Origin of the sequence: Noviherbaspirillum humi, from assembly GCF_900188095.1 — a bacterium.
Classification (GTDB): domain Bacteria; phylum Pseudomonadota; class Gammaproteobacteria; order Burkholderiales; family Burkholderiaceae_D; genus Noviherbaspirillum; species Noviherbaspirillum humi.
Map to the genome: position 1 here is coordinate 132,542 of NZ_FZOT01000007.1, position 20,197 is coordinate 152,738.

The following is a 20,197-nucleotide window of genomic DNA, read 5'->3' on the forward strand; positions in this document are numbered from 1 at the left end:
GCTCGGAAGGATCAGGTATGGATGGGCGGCCGGGCGCCGCGATCAGGCCGGGCCGCTGCGGGCCTCGAACTCGGGATGGGGATCGCCGAACAGGAAATCGCTCAGCAGTTCGCGGGTGGGGTCGTCCATCGTGCCGGCGCTGATGCCGGCGAGGCGAGCGATCATCCAGTCTTCGCCCAGATCCTCGGCTTCCGCCCTGCCCTGGTCGATCAGCCACTGGCTGTACGTGACCAGCGTCGCCGGCTGCTCGGCGATGATCCAGGGCGGCTGCGGGATGGCCCTGCCGCTGGCGGTGATGACCTTGCCGTCAACGGGACGGCGCACGAGGTTCGTAGCGTTTTCCCTCAGATCCGGTATCGCCGCCATGATTTTCTCCGTGAGCCTAATGAGATGACGGCATTCATTATAGAAGCATCAGGAAAAAATGGAGGTGTCGCTTGCCGAATCAACATGCGATGCCGGACAAGGAGGCGGCGCAGCCGCGCCCGGCTTCTCCCTCCATGCCGGGGCGAGGCCGGCTGCCGGCCGATCGCAGGCGAGGCCTTGCAGCAGCAGATCGGGACCGGCCGCCTGCAGCGAGCGCGCCAAGTCGGCCAGCGGCTGGCTGTCGATTCGCCGCAGCACGAGGCGGACGCCGTGAACCCGGCAGGCCGACAGCAGCGCCATCAATTGCCTTTCGTCGGCGATGGCCCGCACATCCAGTTTCAGCAGTGCCGGCCGCGCGTCTTCCAGCACCTCCATGGCCTGGTTGATGTCGGTCACATTCACCGCGATGCGAAAACCGTTGAGGAGATAATTGCCGGCCACGTGGTTGAGCAGCCATTTCCCGCTCGGCGCGGGCGCCGGCAATTGCAAGACGATGCGGTCCACCGGCAAGCCGAGGCTGCCAAGGATGCGCCGGAACGCCATGCCGTGATTGCTGCCCACCGCCGCCAGGAGGCGGTCATGCACGCTCAGGAACAAGTCGCCCTCGCCCGATTCCGGCTGGCGGAAGAAGTTGACCGCGTGCAGCATGCGGCACAGCCGGTCCAGCTCGACCGATTCATCATCGTTGGCGGCGAGTTCGAGTATTTTCCACACCGACAGCGCAGGCTCGCCATCAGCGGCGCTGCGCACGAAGGCTTCATGCCCGGCCACCGCGCCGTCGGACAACCTGCGCAGCGGCTGGAACACGCTGGTGAGCGTGCAGTTGAAATACTTCGCCTCGGCCTGCCCCTTCGCATTCAGCCACAGTCGGCTGCCCTTCCCCGGCGCCCGCGGCAGGCGGCGTATGTAATCGTCGAGCACGGCGTAGCTCATGTTTCCTCCTTCCACCCTGTTCAATGCTGCATGCCCCAGCGGCGCACCGTCAGCCGCTCCAGGTTGCGGAAAATGAGTCCCTCCACCAGCAGCCCGATCACGATGACCAGCGCCAGGCCGGCGAACACCTTGTCGGTGTACAGCTCATTGCGGTTCTGGAAGATGTACCAGCCGAGGCCGCCCTTGCCCGAGGTCGCGCCGAACACCAGCTCCGCCGCGATCAGCGTGCGCCAGGCGAAGGCCCAGCCGGTCTTCAGGCCGGACAGGATGGCGGGCAGCGCCGCCGGCACCAGGATGGCCAGCACGAAGCGCGGTCCGCGCAGGCCGTAATTGCGCCCCGCCATGCGCAGCGTGGGCGGCACCGCCTGGAAGCCGGCGAAGGTGGCCAGCGCCAGCGGCCACAGCACGGAATGCACCAGCACGAAAATCAGGCTGCCCTGGCCGAGGCCGAACCAGAGCAGCGCCAGCGGCAGCAGCGCGATCGCCGGCAAGGGGTTGAGCATGGCCGTCAGCGTGCGCAGCAGGTCCCGTCCGATTCGGGTCGACACCGCCAGCGAAGTCAGCAGGAAGGCGCACAGCACCCCGAGCGCATAGCCCTGCAGCAGCACGCCTAGCGAAGCCGCCACGCTGCGCGGCAGCTCGCCGCTGGCAAGACCGGCAAAGAAGGCGGCGGCAGTCTGCAGGAAGCCGGGCAGCAGCAGGTCGTTGCCATGCCAGCGGGCCGCCAGCTCCCAGACGCCGGCCAGCAGCGCCAGAATCAATAAGGTGCGCGGCGCATCATGCCGGCGCAGCCGGGCCAGCGGCCCGAGCGGCAGGGTGACGTCGGCCGCTTCGAACGGCGGCGGCAGGCGTTCATATTCGGCGCGCAGCGGCGGCGCAATCGTGGTCGATGCAGCAGTCATGATCTGGCCCTGATGAGATTGGCGTGGCGCGACGCCGGTTGATGTCGTTGCGGCTCCGGGGCGGCTGCTTGCGGCGCGCCCGGCGCTTCGAACAGCAGGCGGTGGATGCGCTGCGCGGCCGCCTGGAATTCGGCGCTGCCGGCCCCGCCGAGGTCGAACTGGTGGCTGTTGATCTCCGCCCGCACTTGGCCGGGATGCGGCGACAGCAGCAGGATGCGGTTGCCCACCACCAGCGCTTCCTCGATCGAGTGGGTGACGAACAGCAGGGTGAAGCCGATCTCTTCCCACAGCGACTGCAGCTCTTCCTGCATGCGGCGCCGGGTAAGCGCGTCCAGCGCGGCGAAGGGCTCATCCATCAGCAGGATCTGCGGCTGCATGGCCAGCGCGCGGGCGATCGCCACGCGCTGCTTCATGCCGCCGGACAGGGTATGCGGATAGGCGTCGGCGAAACGCTCCAGCCCGACGCGCGCCAGCCAGTGCGAAGCCGCCTCGCGCGCTTCGCGGCGGTTGGCGCGTCCACTGGCCAGCAGCGGGAACATCACGTTCTCGCGCACCGTCTTCCAGGGCGGCAGCTGGTCGAATTCCTGGAACACCGCGATGCGGTCGGGGCCGGGCCCGGTCACCGGCGCGCCGTTGAGGCGGATGCCGCCTTCGACCGGCGCGACGAAGCCGCCTGCGGCCTTGAGCAGCGTCGACTTGCCGCAGCCCGACGGGCCGAGCAGCACGAAGCGGTCGCCGCGATGCACGTCGAAGCTGACGCGGTGGGTGGCGCGCACCACCTGTTTCTCGCTGCGGTACTCCAGGCTTACGCCGTCGACGCGCAGCAGCGGTTCCGGCAGCGGCGGCTGATCGGGGCCGGGCTGGCCGACCAGTTGCAGGTTCTTGACTGTCATCGCTCCTCCTCAGCTGCCATCGGCGAGCGCCGCATCGTCGAAGAAATAGTCGCGCCAGCTCCTGGGCTGATTCTTGATGGCGCCGACCCGGTGCAGGAACTGCGCGAGGCCCTGCGTGTTCTCCGGCTGAATCTTGAACTGCACCTGCGGATTGCGGATCACCTTCAGCAGCAGCGCGCGGTCGATGTTGCTCTTGTTGACGCGCTGGTAGATGTCGGCCGCGCCTTCCGGATTGCCGGCGGCGAAGCGCGCCGCCTCGGCCAGCGCGGCGACGAAGGCGCCATAGGTCTTCGGATTCTCCTTGCGGAACTTCTCGGTCGCGTACAGCACCGTGGCCGAAGCCGGTCCGCCGAGCACGTCGTAGGAATTGAGCACGATGCGGGCATTCGGATTCTGCGCCAGCTCCTGGTCCTGGAAAGGCGGATTGCCGAAGTGGCCGTTGATCTCCGTCTTGCCGGCGATGAGGGCGGCGGTGGCGTCCGGATGCGGCAGCGCCAGGGTCAGGCGGTCGAGACGGTTGAATTCCTTGTCGCCCCACTGCTTCGCCGCCGCCATCTGCAGGATGCGCGCCTGCACCGACACGCCCACCGCCGGCAGCGCGATGCGATCCTTGTCGCCGAAGTCGGCGATGGTGCGCACGTTCGGATTGGTGCTCACCAGGTAATAGGGAAAGTTGCCGAGCGAGGCCACGCCCCTGACGTTCTGGCGGCCGAGGGTGCGGTCCCAGAGCGTCAGCAGCGGGCCGACACCGGCGCCGGCCACATCGATCGCGCCGGACAGCAAGGCGTCATTGGCGGAGGCGCCGCCGGAGAGCTTGGTCCACTCGACCTGGATGTCCAGCCCCTGCGCCTTGCCATGCTTTTCGACCAGCTTCTGGTCCTGGGCGATGTTGAGCAGCAGGTAGACGATGCCGAACTGTTCGGCGATGCGGATGCGTCCCTCGGCATGGGACAGCGACGGCGCGGCCAGAGTGGTCAGGCCGGTGATGGCGGCCAGCAGGGGCGTGAGGATTCGGCGGGCGCGTGCGCCCGACAGCAATGTGTGCAGCATGTGAACTCCGTAATGAAAACTAGAAAGGCGCGTCGCCTTCGATGGTGGTGCGGTACAGCTTGCGGCGCTCATCCTCCGGACAGCCGGTGGCCAGGTGCATGACGGAGCGGTTGTCCCAGAACACCATGTCCCGCGGCTGCCACTGATGGCGGTAGACGAACTGCGGCTGCACGCTGTGCGCGAACAGCTGATCCAGGATGTCGCGGCTTTCCGCTTCGGGCAGGCCGTCGATGCGGGTGGTGAAATGCTCGCTGACGAACAATGCCTTGCGTCCGGTCTCGGGATGGGTGCGCACCACCGGATGCAGCACCGGCTTCACCTGGTCGATCTGCGCCTGGGTCAGATTGGGCCGCCACGGGCTGCGCTTCTGCAGCTCGGCATACTTGTTCAGATAGCTGTGCTCGGCCTTGCGACCCTCCACCGCCTTGCGCAGATGGGCGGGCAGCGCCTCCCAGGCCGCATGCATGTTGGCGAACAGCGTGTCGCCGCCGATGGCAGGCAGCTCCTGCGCATGAAGCATGGAACCGAGGCTGGGCAGATCCTTGTAGGAGAGATCGGAGTGCCAGTAATGGCCGGCATCGCCCAGTCCGATGGGGCGGCCGTTCTCCTTGATGTTGGAGACCACCAGGATCTCCGGATGGCCCTGCAGCCCGAACTGGTTCAGCACATGGATCTGCAGCGGGCCGAAACGGCGGCTGAAGCTGATCTGCTGCTGCGGCGTGATGCGCTGGTCGCGGAACACCAGCACGTGGTGATCGAGATGGGCACGATGGATGCGGCGGAAGTCCTGCTCGTTGAGCGGACTGGACAGGTCCAGCCCGACCACTTCCGCGCCGAGGGCGGCATCGAAGGGACGGATGTCAAAGCGTTGCGGTTCGGCTTCCGAAGAGGCGGCGACGGGATCGATGAGGGCGGTGGCGTCGGACATGGGATTGGCTGGCAGTAGATGACGAATCCATTCTAGGGGCGCGCCTTGCCGCGGCAAACGAAGCTTTACGGCTATGCATCATCGCTTTTTTTATATGGCCCGCACGCATCCTTCCAGCATCCGCCCCTTGACTCATCACATGACGAGGCCCACTTTCACGTCGGCTCCGGTTTCGATGCGCTCGATGCGCGGCAGCAGCAGCTCCACCACGGTCGGTTTCTGGAAGTGCGCCGGCTTGGTGTCCGGATGCGGGTAGTACCATAGCCCGGCATAACGCCGCCCATGGTGCTCCAGCTCCACCGGCGACAGCAGGAAGCGCTCTTCGATATCGCCGTGCCAGCGCAGCACCTCGTCGAACACCGGCGCCTGCGGGACTGGTGCGAGCGGCGCCACGTCCACGTTCAGCGTACCCGGGAAATACGGCGAGAGGTCGATGCCGCGCGCCAGGAAGAAAGGCTGCTGCAGGCGGATGGTGCCACCGGGATAGCGGGTATCGGCGCCGTTGCCGCTGGCCACGCCGTAGCCGGCGACAACGATGCCGTTGATCCAGTGGAAGCGGAGCATGAAGTTGGGTCGGTCGGATTTGCGCCGCAGCGGCGTTCAATCGTTTAGATAGTGAGGCAGATCTTCCCAAAATGCGCGCCCGACGCCTCATGCCTGAACGCGTCCGCGATCCGTTCCAGCGGGAAAGTGCTGTCGATCACCGGCTGCAGGCCGATGGCCTCGATGGCGCGCACGAATTCCTGCTGCTGCCGCCGGCTGCCGACGATCAGGCCCTGCAGCCGCGCCTGCTTTGCCATCAGCGCGCCGGTCGGCACCTCGCCGGTGCGGCCGGTGAGCACGCCGATCAGCGAGATGTGGCCGCCGATCCGCACCGCATCGATGGATTGCGGCAGCGTGCCCGGCCCGCCGACTTCGATCACGTGATCCACCCCGCCGCCGCTCCATTCCCGCGCCAGGCGGCCCCAGTCGGCGTGGGTACGGTAGTTGATGGTCTCGTCAGCCCCGAGCGCGCGCAACCTCTCGAGCTTGGCATCCGACGAGGAAGTCGAGATCACCCGTGCGCCCATGGCCTTGGCGATCTGCAGCGCGAAGAGAGAGACGCCGCCGGTGCCGAGCGTCAGCACGGTGTCGCCGGCCTTCAATCCGCCGTCGCCCACCAGCGCCCGCCAGGCGGTGAGTCCGGCGGTGGTGAGGGTGGCCGCCTGTTCATGGCTGAAGCCGGCAGGCGCGCGGGTGAAGGCGGTGGCGGCGCAGACCACGGTTTCCCGCGCGTAGCCATCGATGCCGTCGCCCGGTACGGTGGAGAAGTCGCCCACCCGCGCCGGCCCCTCCTGCCAGCCTGGGAAGAAGCAGGAAACCACCGCATCGCCCGGTCGGAACTCGCTCACTTCCTCGCCCACCGCCTCGACGATGCCGGCGCCGTCCGACATGGGGATGCGCCCGTAGGCGATGGGGCGGAAGCCGCCGACCACGCCGTAGTCATGGTAGTTGAGCGAACTGGCATGCAAGCGCACGCGGATCTGGCCGTGGCCCGGCTGCCCCGGATCCGGCAGGTCGATGCGTTCCAGGCGCTCAAGCCCGCCGGGGGCGTTCAATCGGATGGCTTTCATTTAATTTCCTTTCGACATGCCATTGCAGCCTTGAATGCTGACCTGCAATAACTTTCTCTCATCATTCCTGATAGAACCCTTTCATCGTTCTCGTAGTCTCATCGGTATCTTTCCCATCGATACCCGAAGTACCATGGCGCGAACCGAGGCGGTCGATTGCAGTACGGACACCCATCCCTCCATCGACGAGCCAGGACGGCTGGCCGCGCTGCGCCAGTACCGCATTCTTGACACCGATCCGGAAATCGAGTTCGACGACCTGACCCGCCTGGCGTCCGCCTTGTGCGGCACGCCGATCGCCCTCATCAGCCTGCTTGACGAAAATCGCTACTGGTTCAAATCCAGGGTGGGCCTCGACATCTGCCAGGTGCCGCGGGGCGGCGGCTTCTGCATCCATGCCCTGTTCTCGCGGGAGTTGATGGTGGTGGAGGATGCCGAGCAGGATCCGCGGATGAAGACCAGCCCGCTGGTGACCCGGCCGCCCCATGTGCGCTTCTATGCGGGGGCGCCCCTGATCACGTCGGATGGCGTGCCGCTCGGCACCCTATGCGTGCTCGACTATGCGCCCCGCGCCTTGACGCCGGAGCAGCGCGATGGGCTTAGGCGCCTGGCGCGGCATGTGATGGTGCTGTTCGAACTGCGGAAGAACAACGATGCGCTGCGGCAGGCAGTGGCCGAGCGCGATCAGGCCGAATGGGAATTGCGGCAGATACGGCAAAACCTGGAACAGCGGGTGACGGAACGCAGCACGGAACTGCTGGAAGCCAATGAACACTTGCGGCGGGAAGCGGCGGAGCGGGAGCGCGAAAAAAACCTGCTGGATGAACTTCTCGATTCCCTGCCCGGCGCATTTTATGTGTTCGACGACCATGGGCATTTCCTGCGCTGGAATCGGCATTTCTTCAACGTCCTCGGCTATAGCGACGAGGAAATGGCGGACCGCCATCCCCCCGATTTCTTTGCCGGCGACAAGCCTGCCGTAGCGGCCGCGATCGCCAAGGCGTTCATGGAAGGCGAGGCGGAAGTCGTCGCACACATCATCAAGCGCAACGGCGAGAGCCTGCCTTACCTCTTCAATGGCCACCGGATCGAGATCGACGGCAAGACCTACCTGTGCGGCATGGGCGTCGACATTTCCAGCCAGAAGCGGGCGGAGCAGCGCACGGCGGAGGCAGAACAGCGCTACCGCATGGTGGCGCAGCTCTCGCCGACCGCCATCTTCGTCATTCGCGACGGCCGGTGCGTGTTCGCCAACCAGGGCGCCGCCAGGCTGCTGCGGTCCGGCTCGGCATCCGAGCTGGTGGGACGGGCGCTGCTCGACTTCCTCCATCCGCAATGCCGCGATGCCTTTCCCGTGGATGCGGTGTTCCCGGAGCGGGACTGGCATGGCTCCCCGCGCACGGAAACCCGCATGCTGGCGCTGGACGGCAGCGAACTCGACGTGGAAGTGGCCTCGGCCCCGCTCAGGCTCAACGACGTCGACGCGCACATCATGGTGGCGCACGACATTACCGACAGCAAGCGCCACCAGGCGCAACTGCAGTACCAGGCGCACCACGATGCGCTTACCGGCCTCCCCAACCGGGCGCTGCTGATCGACAGGCTCGAGGCGATGCTGGCGCGCTGCGAGCGGCATGGCAGCCAGGCGCACGTCATCTTCTTCGACCTCGACAATTTCAAGCTCATCAACGACAGCCTTGGCCACCATGTGGGCGATGAATTGCTGAAGCTGGTGGGCAGCCGCATGCAGGAGTGCATGCGGCGCGAGGACACCCTGGCGCGGCTGGGTGGCGATGAATTCGTGGTGGCGGTCGCTGACAAGACCGACCGGGAAATTGCGCAGTTCCTGCTGCCGAGGATGATCGCCGCCATCGGCCAGCCCTATCTCCTGGGCGACAAGGAAATCCATCCGGTCTGCAGCATCGGCATCAGCAGCTATCCGGCGGATGGCGAGGATGTGACCACCCTGCTCAAGCGCGCCGACATGGCGATGTATCGGGCCAAGGAAACCGGACGCAACCGCTTCCAGTTCTTCACCGAGGACATGAACCGGAAGATCGACGAGCGGCTGCGCCTGCAGAGCCGGCTGCAGCGCGCCTTGCAGCGCGGCGAATTCATCGTCCATTACCAGCCCAAGGTCGACCTCCCCAGCGGCCGCATCTGCGGCGCCGAGGCGCTGCTGCGCTGGCATCCGCTCGGCGAGGAAGCGGTGCCGCCGTCGAAATTCATCGGCCTGGCGGAGGAAACCGGCCTGATCGTGCCGATCGGCGACTGGGTCATGCGGGCGGCCTGCGCCCAATCCAAGGAATGGGAAGCGCACGGGCTGCCGGCGATCAGCATCGCGGTGAACTGCTCGCCGCGCCAGCTGCTCGACCCGGACTTCATCGAGCGCATGCACGCCCTGCTCGAGGAAACCGACATCGACCCGGGCCGCCTCGAGATCGAGGTGACCGAGGGCACCATCATGCAGCATCCGGAAGAAGCGATCGCCATCCTGGCGCGGATGAAAGAGCTGGGCTTGAAACTGTCGGTGGACGACTTCGGCACCGGCTACTCCAGCCTGAGCTACCTGAAGCGCTTCCCCATCGACAGGCTGAAGATAGACCAGTCCTTCGTGCGCGACCTGCCGGACGACCGCGACGATGCGGCCATCGTCGAGGCCGTGGCTTCGCTGGCGCGCAGCCTGGGGCTGAGGGTGACGGCGGAGGGGGTGGAAACCGCGGCGCAGGCGGAATTCCTGCGCCAGCATTGCAACGACGAGGCGCAGGGATACTACTTCAGCAAGCCACTGCCGGCAGCCGATTTCGCGGCGCTGCTGCGCGCCGGAGCGGTGGCCATGCATTGACGGACCGCGCCGGCATGTGCCGGCGGGCCATCATGGCGGTTGCTACAGGCAGTTGACGACGACGTTAGTGACGTTGCCGGCGCCCATCACTGCGGTGCCGTTCGTGACGCTGCAGGTCTGGCCGGCGGGCTGGGTCAGCACCGCGACGCCGTACGACGTGCCATCCGCCACCGCGGTCGGGAAGACGAAGCTGGTGCTGCCGGCGGCGACGCTGACGGTGTCGGTGCCGTTGGCCAGCACCAGGCCGCTGCCGGTCAGGCCGTTGACGCTGCCGCCCAGGGTATAGGTATTGGCGGTGCAGGTGACGTTCACGTAATCGACGGGGACGCCCGACGAGGTGCCGGACGCGTTCACCAGGCCGCAGGTGAGGCGCGCTGGCTGAGACTGAATGGTGACCGAATAGGCGGACTGGTTGCCGATCTGGTTCGGGAACTTGTAGGAGGTGGCATTGGCCGGCACGGAGACGGTGGATCCGCCGTTGGCCAGCACCAGTCCGTTGGTGGTGAGGCCGCTGACGGTGCCGCCGAGATCGACGCCGGAATAGCCGCCGCAGGCGGCGAGGCTGGAAATGAGCGCGGCGGCCGCTGCCAGGCGCAAGGAAGTGGTACTTGTTTTCATGTTCTTACCCTGAATTCATTGTGGCTGACGGCGCCGGCCGGCGGAGCTTCCGGCCGGCGCGGGCACCCGGTGCGCAAGCTAGATGCAGCTGACCTGGACGCTGGTGACGTCGCTCTGGCCGACGAAGGAAGCGCCGTTGGCCACGGTGCAGGTTTGACCGGCCGGCTGGGTCAGCACGGTCACGCCGTAGGACGAGCCCTCGCCCACCTTGGCCGGGAATACGAAGCTGGTGCTGTTGGCGGGAACGGAAACGTTGTCGCTGCCGTTGGCCAGCACCAGGCCGCTGGCGACCAGGCCGGTGACACTGCCGCCCACGCTGTGCGCCGGAGCGCAGGTGACCGCGATATTCGTGATATCGCCAACGGCGGTGCCGGTAGCATTGGCCACGCGGCAGACCAGGCCGGTGGGCTGGGTCTTCACCGACACGGCATAGGTGCCGCCGAGGGTGAGGCGGCCGGTGAAGGTGAAGGCGGTGCTGTTGGCGGCCACGGCGAGGTTGCTGCCGCCGCTGGTGAGGACCAGGCCGTCGGCGGTGAGGCCGCTGATGGTGCCGCTCAGCAGGGCGCCGGTCACGCTGGAACTGCCGCCGCAGGCGGCGAGGCCGACGCTGGCTGCGACGGCCAGGAGGGCGGCGGCGCGGCGCGACGGCCAAAACGCATTGCTCATCTGTATGACTCCGGTTTTTCAATGTGGGCTTGCTGGCAAGCCAAAAAAATGGGTGCCCAAGGATACATCGGCTTCAGGCCGGTTGCCGATGCCTTGGCGGATTTTTTACCCATATTTTCAATTCGGACTGCAAAAAAACCGCCAAATCCCGCTTTGCGCCGGGCGCCGTCAGGCCGGCTGCCGCGCCGGGCGTCCCGCCAGCAGCAGCGCCGCCAGGGTCAGCACGGCGGAGGCCGCCAGGTAATAGCCGACGTGGCCGAGGCCGTAATGGGTCGCCAGCCAGGTGGCGGCATAGGGAGCGAGCGAGGCGCCGAGGATGCCGCCGATGTTGAAGGTGAGCGAGGCGCCGGTATAGCGCACCGCCGGCGGGAACATCTCCGACAGCATGGTGCCGAGGGGTCCGTAGGTCAGGCCCATCAGGCCCAGGCCGACGGCGAGGAACAGCATCACCGCCGCAACGTTGCCGGCCACGAACAAGGCCGACATCGACAGGCCGAAGACGGCGATGCCGACGGTGGCGACGATCAGCGCCAGGCGCCTTCCATGGCGGTCGGCCAGCACCGCGGACACCGGGATGGTGAGGGCGAAGAACAGCACCGCGAACAATTGCAGCAGCAGGAATTCGCGGCGGGAGTACCCGAGCGCGGACGTGCCCCAGCTCAGCGCGAACACCGTCATCAGGTAGAACAGCACGAAGGTGGCGAGCGCGATCAGCGTACCGAGCACCAGCGCGCCGGCATGGCCGCCGAACACCTCCATCACCGGCACCTTCACCCGCTCGTGCCGGTCCAGCACCTTCTGGAACTCCGGCGTTTCGGTGATCTTCAGGCGCACGTACAGGCCGACGATGACCAGCAGCGCGCTGGCCAGGAAGGGAATGCGCCAGCCGTAGCTGAAGAACTGCGCCTCGCTCAGGACTTCACCCAACAGCAGGAAGGTGCCGCCGGACAGGAAGAAGCCGATCGGCGCGCCGAGCTGGGGAAACATGCCGTACCAGGCGCGCTTGCCGGGCGGCGCATTTTCAGTCGCCAGCAGCACCGCCCCACCCCATTCGCCGCCGAGGCCGAGGCCCTGGCCGAAGCGGCACATGGCCAGCAACAGCGGCGCCATCGTGCCGATGGCGGCATAGGTCGGCAGGAGGCCGATGACGACGGTGGAAATGCCCATGGTGAGCAGCGCCGCCACCAGGGTCGCCTTGCGGCCGATGCGGTCGCCGTAGTGGCCGAAGATTGCCGAGCCTACCGGCCGGGCGAAGAAGGCGATGGCGAAGGTCGCCAGCGACTGCAGCGTGGCGGCGGTCGCATCCGACGACGGGAAGAACAGCTTCGGGAACACCAGCACCGCGGCGGTGGCGTAGATGTAGAAGTCGAAAAACTCGATGGTGGTGCCGATGAGGCTGGCGAACAGGACGTTGGCCGGCGAATTGACCGGGCCGGCGGCCGCCGGCGATGCTGACATGACTGCTTTGGAATTCATGGAAATTGCGGGAGGTAAATGGCCGGCGCACGGACCGCCGGCGGAACGAAGAAATCAGGGGATGGAACCATGACGGCAGGCGTCGCCGCTTAGGCGCTTTCCCGGTCGCGCTCGCGGTTCTGCGCACCCATGTTCTCGCGCATGCTGCCGAGCGTGGCGCCGAGCGAATCGACCTGCTGCCGGCCCAGGCTGCGCAGGGCGTCCGCATGGATGGAGCGGATGACGTCATTGATGGCGGCCAGATGCGGCGCGGCGGCCTTGGTCAGGTACAGCTTGTAAGCGCGGCGGTCGTCCGGATCGGGCAGGCGCTCCACCATGCCGGCCGCTTCCAGCTGGTCGATCAGGCGCGCCAGGGTGATCGGCTGCACTTCCAGCATGGCGGCCAGCTCCACCTGGCGCAGTCCCTCGTTGCGCGACAGGTAGAGCAGCGCACGGGCCTGGGCGAGGGTCAGCGAGCTGCGGCCGAGCCGGCGCTCGAAGGCGCGCCGCATCATGCGGGATACGTCCTGGATCAGGAAACCGATATCGAAATTGTTGCCGCCGGAGCGGGAAGAAGTCGTACGCGAACTGCTTGAGCTTGAATTCATGGGCCGGGGCGATATCCGAATATAGTAAGCAAACGGTATTATATGCATACCACCGACAGCTCGCCAAGAGGCAATGGCGCGGCGAAACTCAGGGCACGAGCCCGCCGAAGTCTTCCGCTAGCAGCCGCCGCACGAGATCCGCCCTTGCCCCCCATGCGGCGGCGTCGATGCCGACCCGGCTGCGGCGCGGCGATCGTTCCAGCACCTTGTCGCGCAGCGCGGCATCGTCGAGTCCGGCGAGCGACTCGGTGTAGGCGTCGATTGCCGTCAGCAGATAGATTTCGAGCAGGGGATCGCTGGCCGCCCTTTCGGCCAAATGCATCAACAGGGATTCGCTTCGCATATCAGCTCCCGATGGCAATGTAAGGTGCATGACACAGACTGTGAGCGCATATGCCCAACAGGCGGTATTGCGATAATGCGGCGCGTCGAACACCATTTAGCTGTTCCCGTCAGCATCAACAGGCGTCAATGCCCAACCCAGAAAATCACGTTTCACCCGGCATGTTCGAATTCCTGCGGCTGTTCAACCAGCTCGCACCAGAGGACCAGATAGCGATAAGCCGGGTAGTCTCGGTGCTCGCCAATTTCCAGCCGGACGAGGCGCTCACCATGGAAGAACTCCAGGCCCTGTTCGAACTCGCCAAGCGCATGCAGTGAGCCGGCCGATCGGCCGCATCAGCATCGCCCACCTGGGCGGCCTCGACCCGATTCGGGAATTCGCCTGACCGCCCTCAACCGTTGATTCCACCGCGCCTCGCGGGTTCCGGCAGGCAGGCCTGCGCCAGAAGGCAGGCGGTTGGGCAGGTGGGAAACGCAGTGATGCCGCGGCGAGTCAGCGCAGAATCGCACCGCCAGCAGATTCGGGCGGTGCGGATACCGCCGCGGAGCGCGCCAGCCAGGCAGGCAGGTCCTGAGCCGGCATCGGGCGGGCGATACCGTAGCCTTGCGCGACGTCGCAGCCATGCTCCATCAGCCAGCGCAGATCGGCGCTGTCCTCCACGCCCTCGGCGACCACCTTGAGCGAGAGCGCATGGCACAGCATGATGGTGGAATCGACGATGGCCGCGTCGCGGCCGGATGCGGCGACGCCGGCAATGAAGCTGCGGTCGATCTTGAGCTCGTCCACCGGCAGGGTCTTGAGGTAGGCGAGCGAGGCCTGGCCCACGCCGTAATCATCAATGGACAGCGCCACGCCCAGCGCGGAGAGCGCGGCGAGCTGGCCGCGCGCGGCAACCGGATCGTCCATCAGCGCGCTCTCGGTGATTTCCAGGCACAGCCGGTGCGGCTTGACGCCGTGCTTTCCGAGCAGCCGCTCCACCTCGGCAGCCAGCGACGGATTGAGCAGGTCGGCCGCAGACAGGTTGGCCGACGCGATCAGGTCCAGTCCGGCGGACTGCCACTGCGCCGCCTCGGCCAGCACCCGGTCCAGCATCCAGGGCGTGATCTCGCGGATGAAGCCGGTCTGCTCGGCGAAGGGAATGAAGCGGCCCGGCGGCACCATGCCGCGCTGCGGATGGCGCCAGCGCAGCAGCGCTTCCGCCGCCACGATGCGCCCGGAGTGCAGCTCCAGCTTGGGCTGATAATGCATCTCGAACTCCTGCTCGCTCATGGCGCGGCGCATCTCGCCGATCAGCGACAGCTGTTCCGGCTGCGGCTCGGCGCCCTGATCGGAGGTGAATCCGACCGGCACGCGGCGGCGCTTGGCGGAGAGCACCGCCAATTCTGCCCGGCGCAGCAGGCTGTCGGCATCCGCGCCGTCTTCCGGATACAGGGCCACGCCGACGGAACAGGAAATGTCCAGCTGCTGGCCGTCGAGCATCACCGGGTCTGCCAGGGCGGCCACCAGTTCATGCGCGAAGCCGGTGGCATGTGCGCGGCTTGCATCCGGCAGAACGAAGGCGAACTGGTCCGCCCACAGCCGCGCGGTGAGCGCATGCTCGCCCGAGGCGCGCGGCAGCCGCGCCGCGATCTCGCGCAGCAGGCGATCGCCGACGCCATGGCCGAGCGCGGTGTTGATCAGGGCGAAGCGGTCCAGGTTCAGCACCGCCACTGCGCCCTGGCGGCTTTGCATCATGCCTTCGATTTCCTGCAGCAGGCGGGTACGGTTGGGCAGATCGGTGAGCGGGTCCACGTAGGCGAGGCGCTCGATGCGTTCCTCGCGCTGGGCGATGCCGGCACGCATGCGGTCGAAGGACAGACCCAGCTGTCCGATTTCGTCGGCCGGCAGCCTGGGCACCGCCAGGTCGTAGTCGCCCGCCTCGATGCGGCGCGCGGCGGCGGCGAGGTGGTTGAGGGGACGTACGATGCGGCGGGCAAACAGCACGCTGCCGAGGATGAACACCGCGACACCGCCCGCCGTCAGCAGCAGCAGCGTGCGCAGCAGCGCCTGGAACGGTTCCTCCACCTGCTGCACCGCGCGCTGCAGCACGACGCTGGTGCGCGGCTCGATCGGCAGCAGCAAGGATTGATAAGCCTGTCCGCTGATCTCCACCGCCTTGGCGGGATGCGACAGCAGGCCGGGCAGCGCGGCAGCCAGCGCGGATCGCTGCGGCGGCGTCAGCGAAGTTGCGAGCAGCACCGGCGCGCCTTCGCCGCGATGCGCCACCGAGACCACCAGCCCGGTCGTTCCGGCCAATTCCTGCGTCCAGCCGTCGTCGACCTCGAAGCCCATGGCCACCCACGCGATGCGCGTCGGCGCCAGCACCGGCACCATGACCACGTGATAAAGCCGGCCGTTCTTCATCTGCTTGAAGCCGGCGCTCCTGCCGCCCGCTTCCGCCTGGGCCAGGAGGTCGGGAAAGGGAAAGGCCTCGTCCGGACCGGTGCGGCGCTGGGTACTGGCGATCAGGCGGCCATCGCGGCCGACCGCCATCATCACCCGGGCGCCGATGCGCCGGCCGTGGTTATGGATGACCGAGCCGACCGTCTCACGGTCCTGGGTGGCGATCGCCTCGCGGAAGGCGAAGTCGGCCGACAGCACGGTCGCGGCGGTATCGAGCTGGCGCTGGTTGTGCTGCAGCAGCCGCTGGAAGACGTTCGCGCCCAGCCCGAGCTCGCGCTGCAGTTCATCGTTGACGATGCGCTCGCCGCTGGTCACCACCAGCAGCATCACCATGGTCATCACCGCCGCCAGCAGGCCGACGAAAACGAAGACGATGCGATGCTTGAGCGACGAAAAAACCATCTCAGTAGGCGTCGCCATCCATCCGGGGCTTGACCTCGCGCGGCTTCACGTCCAGCGCCAGGCTCACCCGGGTGACGCCATCGCCGATCACGACCTCGCGCGCGGCAATTCGTGCGGTCTGGCGCGGATGCCAGAGCTGCAGCCGGTAGCGTCCGGCCGGGACGTTGGCGATCGCCGCCCGCCCGCCGGCGGCCGACTTGGCGAAATACGGGGAATCCGTCACCAGCACATGCGCCTCCATCCAGTCGTGGATGTTGCAGCCGATGACGATCTCCCCCGGTTTGTCGAACACCACCGGCTGATTCGGCTTGCCGGCATACAGCTTGATCTCGAACACCTTGGCCGGCGAGAACGAGTAGACGTGGTGCTTGACGCTGTCGTTGTTCGGAAAATCGATCGGCGTACCGGTGCGGACGACGCTGACATGGGGCAGGAACTCGCGGCCGCGCTGCTCGATGTTGACGGCGCGCGCGGCGGCGTGCCTGGCGCCGGAAGCCGCGGCCAGCGGTTCGAGCACGACCGCCGCGTCTTCGACGCCGCCGCCGGCGCCGGTCACCATGGCTTCGAGGGTGCCGGCCTGCGCCGCCGCGCAACAGGCCAGCGTCAGCGCGAGCGCCGCGCCCGGCAAGGTCATTTCTCGACCTTCATGGCGGGCGCGATCTGCCATAACTCGGTGGCCAGGGCGCCGTCGCGGTAGGTCAGCACATGCCATACCTTGAGCGGCAGGAGGCCGCCATACTCTGCCCGGGCGGCGATCGATGCACCCTTCGGATTGGTGAAGCTCTCCAGTTCGCCGACCACTGCCGGACGCGGATTGCCCTGGTTGATGGCGATGAACTTCTGCCACACTGCCCGGATCTCCGCCTTGCCCCGGTAGCGTCCGTCGAGCGGCCCGCCGACCCAGTCCATGTACGCGTCATCCTCGTAATCGGCCATCAGGGAATCGAGATCGCCGGCGGCGATAGCCTTCAGATGGGTCTTGGCGCGTGCTTCGTCCAGCGGGCCGGCGCTGGCCGGGTTGGCCAGGAAGGAGCCGCACAGCAGGGAAAGCAGCAGCGTGCGGCGGAGGATGGGACTGATCATGATGGGCCGTTCTTCAGGGGTACGACGTCACCGCCGCCGACCCGCAGTATTGAGTATGCTTAATGTTGCTTTGAATCATCTAAATGATGAGGCAAACCAGCTTAAATTGCTAGCCAATATTGGTGCAGGAAGGCAGTTTCCCCGTCGATGCGACACCTTGGCACCGCTTTTGCCAGCGTTCATGCTCGTGCCTGCGGCGTGGCCGGCAGTAACCGGCCCGGCATGAACCAATTCCCTGCCGCGCATGTCGGACGTTAACGTTTTGCTCACAAAGCATCCATGACCGACGATTTCGCCAGTGACGACCGGGAAGACGGCCGGCCTGCTCCGCGCGACGGTGCGGCGAATGCCCCTCCGCCCGGAAGCGACAGCGGCTACGTGCGGCTGCGCGGCGCGCGCGAACACAACCTCAAGAACATCGACCTCGACATTCCGCGCAATGCGCTGGTGGTGTTCACCGGCATTTCCGGCTCGGGCAAGTCGTCGCTGGCCTTCGGCACGCTGTATGCGGAAGCCCAGCGCCGCTACCTGGAATCGGTCTCGCCCTATGCGCGCCGCCTGTTCCACCAGATGCCGGTGCCGGAGGTGGACGACATCGACGGCCTGCCGCCGGCGGTGGCGCTGCAGCAGCAGCGCGGCGCGGCGACCGCGCGTTCCTCGGTCGGCAGCGTCACCACGCTGTCGAACTCGATCCGCATGCTGTACTCCCGCGCCGGCGACTATCCATCCGGTCAGGAGCTGCTCTACGCCGAATCCTTCTCGCCGAACACGCCGGAAGGCGCCTGCCCTGCCTGCCACGGTCTCGGCCGGGTGTACGAGGCCACCGAGCAGTCGATGGTGCCGGACGACAGCCTGACCATACGCGAGCGCGCGGTGGCGGCGTGGCCGCCAGCCTGGCACGGCCAGAACCTGCGCGACATCCTGGTCACGCTCGGCTACGACGTCGACACGCCCTGGCGCGATCTGCCGAAAAAGGACCGCGACTGGATCCTGTTCACCGACGAGCAGCCGACCGTCCCGGTGTATGCCGGCTTGACGCCGGCGGAAACCCGCCGCGCGCTCAAGCGCAAGGAAACGCCGAGCTACCAGGGCACCTTCACCAGCGCCCGCCGCTACGTGCTGGAAACCTTCGCCAACACTGAAAGCGCGGCGATGAAGAAGCGGGTCTCGCGCTACATGATCAGCACCGAGTGCCCGCTGTGCGAAGGCAAGCGCCTGCGGCGGGAATCGCTGTCAGTGACTTTCGCCGGCCGCGACATCGCCGAGTTTTCCCGCATTCCGCTGAAGAACCTGCACCGGCTGCTGCAGCCGTACGCAGAGGGCCGCGCCTCCGGCCAGTCGAAGGCGGCGAAGCAGCATCCGGAGAAGGCGATCGTCACCCGCCGCATCGCGCAGGACCTGGTGGCGCGGCTGGCGGTGCTGCTCGACCTCGGCCTCGGCTATCTTACCCTGGAGCGCGGCACGCCGACGCTGTCGCCCGGCGAGCTGCAGCGCCTGCGCCTGGCGACCCAGGTGCGCTCCAACCTGTTCGGCGTGGTTTATGTGCTGGACGAACCCTCCGCCGGCCTGCATCCGGCCGATACCGAGGCGCTGCTGCGGGCGCTGGACCGGCTCAAGGCCGCCGGCAATTCCCTGTTCGTGGTCGAGCATGCGCTCGGCGTGATCCGCCATGCCGACTGGCTGGTCGATGTCGGGCCGGAAGCCGGCGAGCACGGCGGCCGCATCCTGTACAGCGGACCGCCGCCCGGCCTAGAGGCAATCGAAGCCTCCCATACCCGGCGCTACCTGTTCCAGCGCGACCCGCCGACGCCGCGCGCGGTGCGGGAACCCGCCGGCTGGCTGCGTCTTGCCGGTATCAGCCGCAACAACCTGCAGCGCCTGGATGCCGCCTTTCCGCTCGGGGTGCTCACCGGCGTGAGCGGCGTCTCCGGCTCCGGCAAGTCCACGCTGGTGAGCCAGGTGCTGGTGGAACTGGCGGCGGCCGAGCTCGGGCACGAACTGGCCGCCGAACCGGAGGAAGGCGAAGCGCTGGAGCAGGCGGCGCCGGCCACCACCGGCGGCCGCATCGCGGGCGGCATGGAGAGCATCCGACGGCTGGTGCAGGTGGACCAGAAGCCGATCGGCCGCACGCCGCGCTCCAACCTCGCCACCTATACCGGCCTGTTCGACCATGTACGCAAGCTGTTCGCCGCCACCAAATCGGCCCGGGCGCGCAGATACGATGCCGGCCGCTTCTCCTTCAATGTTGCCAAGGGCCGCTGCGAGAATTGCGAAGGGGAAGGCTTCGTCATGGTCGAGCTGCTGTTCTTGCCCAGCGTCTATGCGCCCTGCCCGGTCTGCCGCGGCACCCGCTTCAATGCCAAGACGCTGGAAGTCACCTACCGCGACCGGAACATCGCCGAGGTGCTGGCAATGACGGTCGATGCCGCCTGGGCTTTCTTCGAGGAAGAACCCGCCGTGCGCCGGGCCCTGGGCGTGCTGCGCGAAGTCGGCCTGGGTTACCTGCGCCTGGGCCAGCCGGCGACCGAGCTCTCCGGCGGCGAAGCGCAGCGCATCAAGCTCGCCACGGAGCTCCAGCGCGCCACCCGCGGCGACAGCCTGTATGTGCTGGACGAGCCGACCACCGGCCTGCATCCGGCCGACGTCGACAGGCTGGTCGCGCAGCTGCAGAAGCTGGTGGACGCCGGCAATACCGTGGTGGTGGTGGAGCACGACATGCGCGTGCTGGCCGCCTGCGACTGGGTGATCGACATCGGTCCGGGCGCGGGCGAGGAAGGCGGAAAGGTGGTGGCGGCCGGCAAGCCGGCGGATGTCGCGGCCAGCTCGAGCAGCCGCACCGCCGGCTATCTCGCGCGTTATCTGCCGGCCAGCAATTCCGCTTGAATTCTGTCCTCGCCAGCCCGCCTGGCAAGCCACTCCTCGTATCCGGACGGTGACTTTTGGTCGCCAGCCTGAGCTTGCCTTGTGCTAGATCAGGCCGGGAACCGGATCATCGCCTAACTTGATTCGACTACATCGATTTCAACACAGCGATCTGCCAGGGCATCTCG

Annotated in this window: 19 protein-coding genes; 3 read left to right on the forward strand and 16 right to left on the reverse strand. The window is 67.1% G+C overall.

What is annotated here, in order from left to right; genetic code table 11:
- Positions 1–42: 42 nt before the first annotated feature.
- The 8 genes from CHB88_RS12685 to CHB88_RS12720 form a co-directional block, all read right to left on the reverse strand.
- Positions 43–366, reverse strand: coding sequence for a hypothetical protein (locus tag CHB88_RS12685; RefSeq protein WP_089399699.1), 324 nt, complete (start codon positions 364–366; stop codon positions 43–45).
- 48 nt (positions 367–414) lie between these two features.
- Positions 415–1,299, reverse strand: coding sequence for an EAL domain-containing protein (locus CHB88_RS12690; RefSeq protein WP_089399700.1), 885 nt, complete (start codon positions 1,297–1,299; stop codon positions 415–417).
- A 20-nt stretch (positions 1,300–1,319) separates the two neighbouring features.
- The gene (locus tag CHB88_RS12695; RefSeq protein WP_089399701.1) at positions 1,320–2,201 is read right to left on the reverse strand and encodes an ABC transporter permease; all 882 of its coding nucleotides are present in this window, start codon (positions 2,199–2,201) and stop codon (positions 1,320–1,322) included.
- Positions 2,198–3,094 carry an ABC transporter ATP-binding protein gene (locus CHB88_RS12700; RefSeq protein WP_089399702.1) on the reverse strand — a complete coding sequence of 299 codons (897 nt, stop codon included), beginning with the start codon at positions 3,092–3,094 and terminating at the stop codon, positions 2,198–2,200. The genes CHB88_RS12695 and CHB88_RS12700 overlap by 4 nt, the downstream gene beginning before the upstream one ends.
- A 9-nt stretch (positions 3,095–3,103) precedes the next feature.
- Entirely contained in the window at positions 3,104–4,144 is a 1,041-nt protein-coding gene (locus CHB88_RS12705; RefSeq protein ID WP_089399703.1) for an ABC transporter substrate-binding protein, read from the reverse strand.
- Positions 4,145–4,163: 19 nt separating this feature from the next.
- Positions 4,164–5,072 (reverse strand): TauD/TfdA dioxygenase family protein, encoded by a 909-nt coding sequence (locus CHB88_RS12710; RefSeq protein ID WP_089399704.1) that lies wholly within the window; start codon positions 5,070–5,072, stop codon positions 4,164–4,166.
- A gap of 135 nt (positions 5,073–5,207) precedes the next feature.
- The gene (locus tag CHB88_RS12715) at positions 5,208–5,636 is read right to left on the reverse strand and encodes a hypothetical protein (RefSeq protein ID WP_089399705.1); all 429 of its coding nucleotides are present in this window, start codon (positions 5,634–5,636) and stop codon (positions 5,208–5,210) included.
- A gap of 44 nt (positions 5,637–5,680) precedes the next feature.
- Positions 5,681–6,685, reverse strand: a complete 1,005-nt coding sequence (locus CHB88_RS12720) for a zinc-dependent alcohol dehydrogenase family protein (protein ID WP_089399706.1) — start codon at positions 6,683–6,685, stop codon at positions 5,681–5,683.
- Between the two features lie 133 nt (positions 6,686–6,818).
- On the opposite strand from CHB88_RS12720, the gene CHB88_RS12725 reads away from it, so the two are divergent.
- Entirely contained in the window at positions 6,819–9,530 is a 2,712-nt protein-coding gene (locus CHB88_RS12725; RefSeq protein WP_176442449.1) for a sensor domain-containing phosphodiesterase, read from the forward strand.
- A gap of 42 nt (positions 9,531–9,572) precedes the next feature.
- Here the strand turns inward: CHB88_RS12725 and CHB88_RS12730 are convergent, their stop codons facing one another.
- The 5 genes from CHB88_RS12730 to CHB88_RS12750 all read right to left on the reverse strand — a co-directional run bounded on the left by CHB88_RS12730 (position 9,573) and on the right by CHB88_RS12750 (position 13,220).
- Entirely contained in the window at positions 9,573–10,148 is a 576-nt protein-coding gene (locus tag CHB88_RS12730) for a hypothetical protein (protein WP_143131247.1), read from the reverse strand.
- Positions 10,149–10,226: 78 nt separating this feature from the next.
- Positions 10,227–10,814 carry a hypothetical protein gene (locus CHB88_RS12735; protein WP_089399709.1) on the reverse strand — a complete coding sequence of 196 codons (588 nt, stop codon included), beginning with the start codon at positions 10,812–10,814 and terminating at the stop codon, positions 10,227–10,229.
- A 168-nt stretch (positions 10,815–10,982) separates the two neighbouring features.
- Entirely contained in the window at positions 10,983–12,272 is a 1,290-nt protein-coding gene (locus CHB88_RS12740) for an MFS transporter (protein WP_089399774.1), read from the reverse strand.
- A gap of 107 nt (positions 12,273–12,379) precedes the next feature.
- Positions 12,380–12,877, reverse strand: coding sequence for a MarR family winged helix-turn-helix transcriptional regulator (locus tag CHB88_RS12745; protein WP_089399710.1), 498 nt, complete (start codon positions 12,875–12,877; stop codon positions 12,380–12,382).
- A gap of 88 nt (positions 12,878–12,965) precedes the next feature.
- On the reverse strand, positions 12,966–13,220 hold the full coding sequence (locus tag CHB88_RS12750) for a hypothetical protein (RefSeq protein WP_089399711.1): 255 nt from the start codon (positions 13,218–13,220) through the stop codon (positions 12,966–12,968).
- A 128-nt stretch (positions 13,221–13,348) separates the two neighbouring features.
- Here CHB88_RS12750 and CHB88_RS24465 point away from each other — a divergent pair, with 128 nt between their 5' ends.
- A complete protein-coding gene (locus CHB88_RS24465; protein ID WP_143131248.1) occupies positions 13,349–13,537 on the forward strand; it encodes a hypothetical protein in 189 nt (62 codons plus the stop codon).
- A 175-nt stretch (positions 13,538–13,712) separates the two neighbouring features.
- On the opposite strand, the gene CHB88_RS12755 is transcribed toward CHB88_RS24465, so the two are convergent.
- The 3 genes from CHB88_RS12755 to CHB88_RS12765 are packed head-to-tail and all read right to left on the reverse strand — an operon-like array spanning position 13,713 to position 17,147.
- Positions 13,713–16,064: a bifunctional diguanylate cyclase/phosphodiesterase gene (locus CHB88_RS12755; protein ID WP_176442450.1), complete on the reverse strand. Its 2,352-nt coding sequence runs from the start codon at positions 16,062–16,064 to the stop codon at positions 13,713–13,715.
- A gap of 1 nt (position 16,065) precedes the next feature.
- Entirely contained in the window at positions 16,066–16,698 is a 633-nt protein-coding gene (locus CHB88_RS12760; protein WP_089399713.1) for a methylamine utilization protein, read from the reverse strand.
- Positions 16,695–17,147: a nuclear transport factor 2 family protein gene (locus CHB88_RS12765; protein ID WP_089399714.1), complete on the reverse strand. Its 453-nt coding sequence runs from the start codon at positions 17,145–17,147 to the stop codon at positions 16,695–16,697. The genes CHB88_RS12760 and CHB88_RS12765 overlap by 4 nt, the downstream gene beginning before the upstream one ends.
- A gap of 279 nt (positions 17,148–17,426) precedes the next feature.
- Here CHB88_RS12765 and CHB88_RS12770 point away from each other — a divergent pair, with 279 nt between their 5' ends.
- Entirely contained in the window at positions 17,427–20,030 is a 2,604-nt protein-coding gene (locus tag CHB88_RS12770; RefSeq protein WP_089399715.1) for an excinuclease ABC subunit UvrA, read from the forward strand.
- Positions 20,031–20,197: the final 167 nt, after the last annotated feature.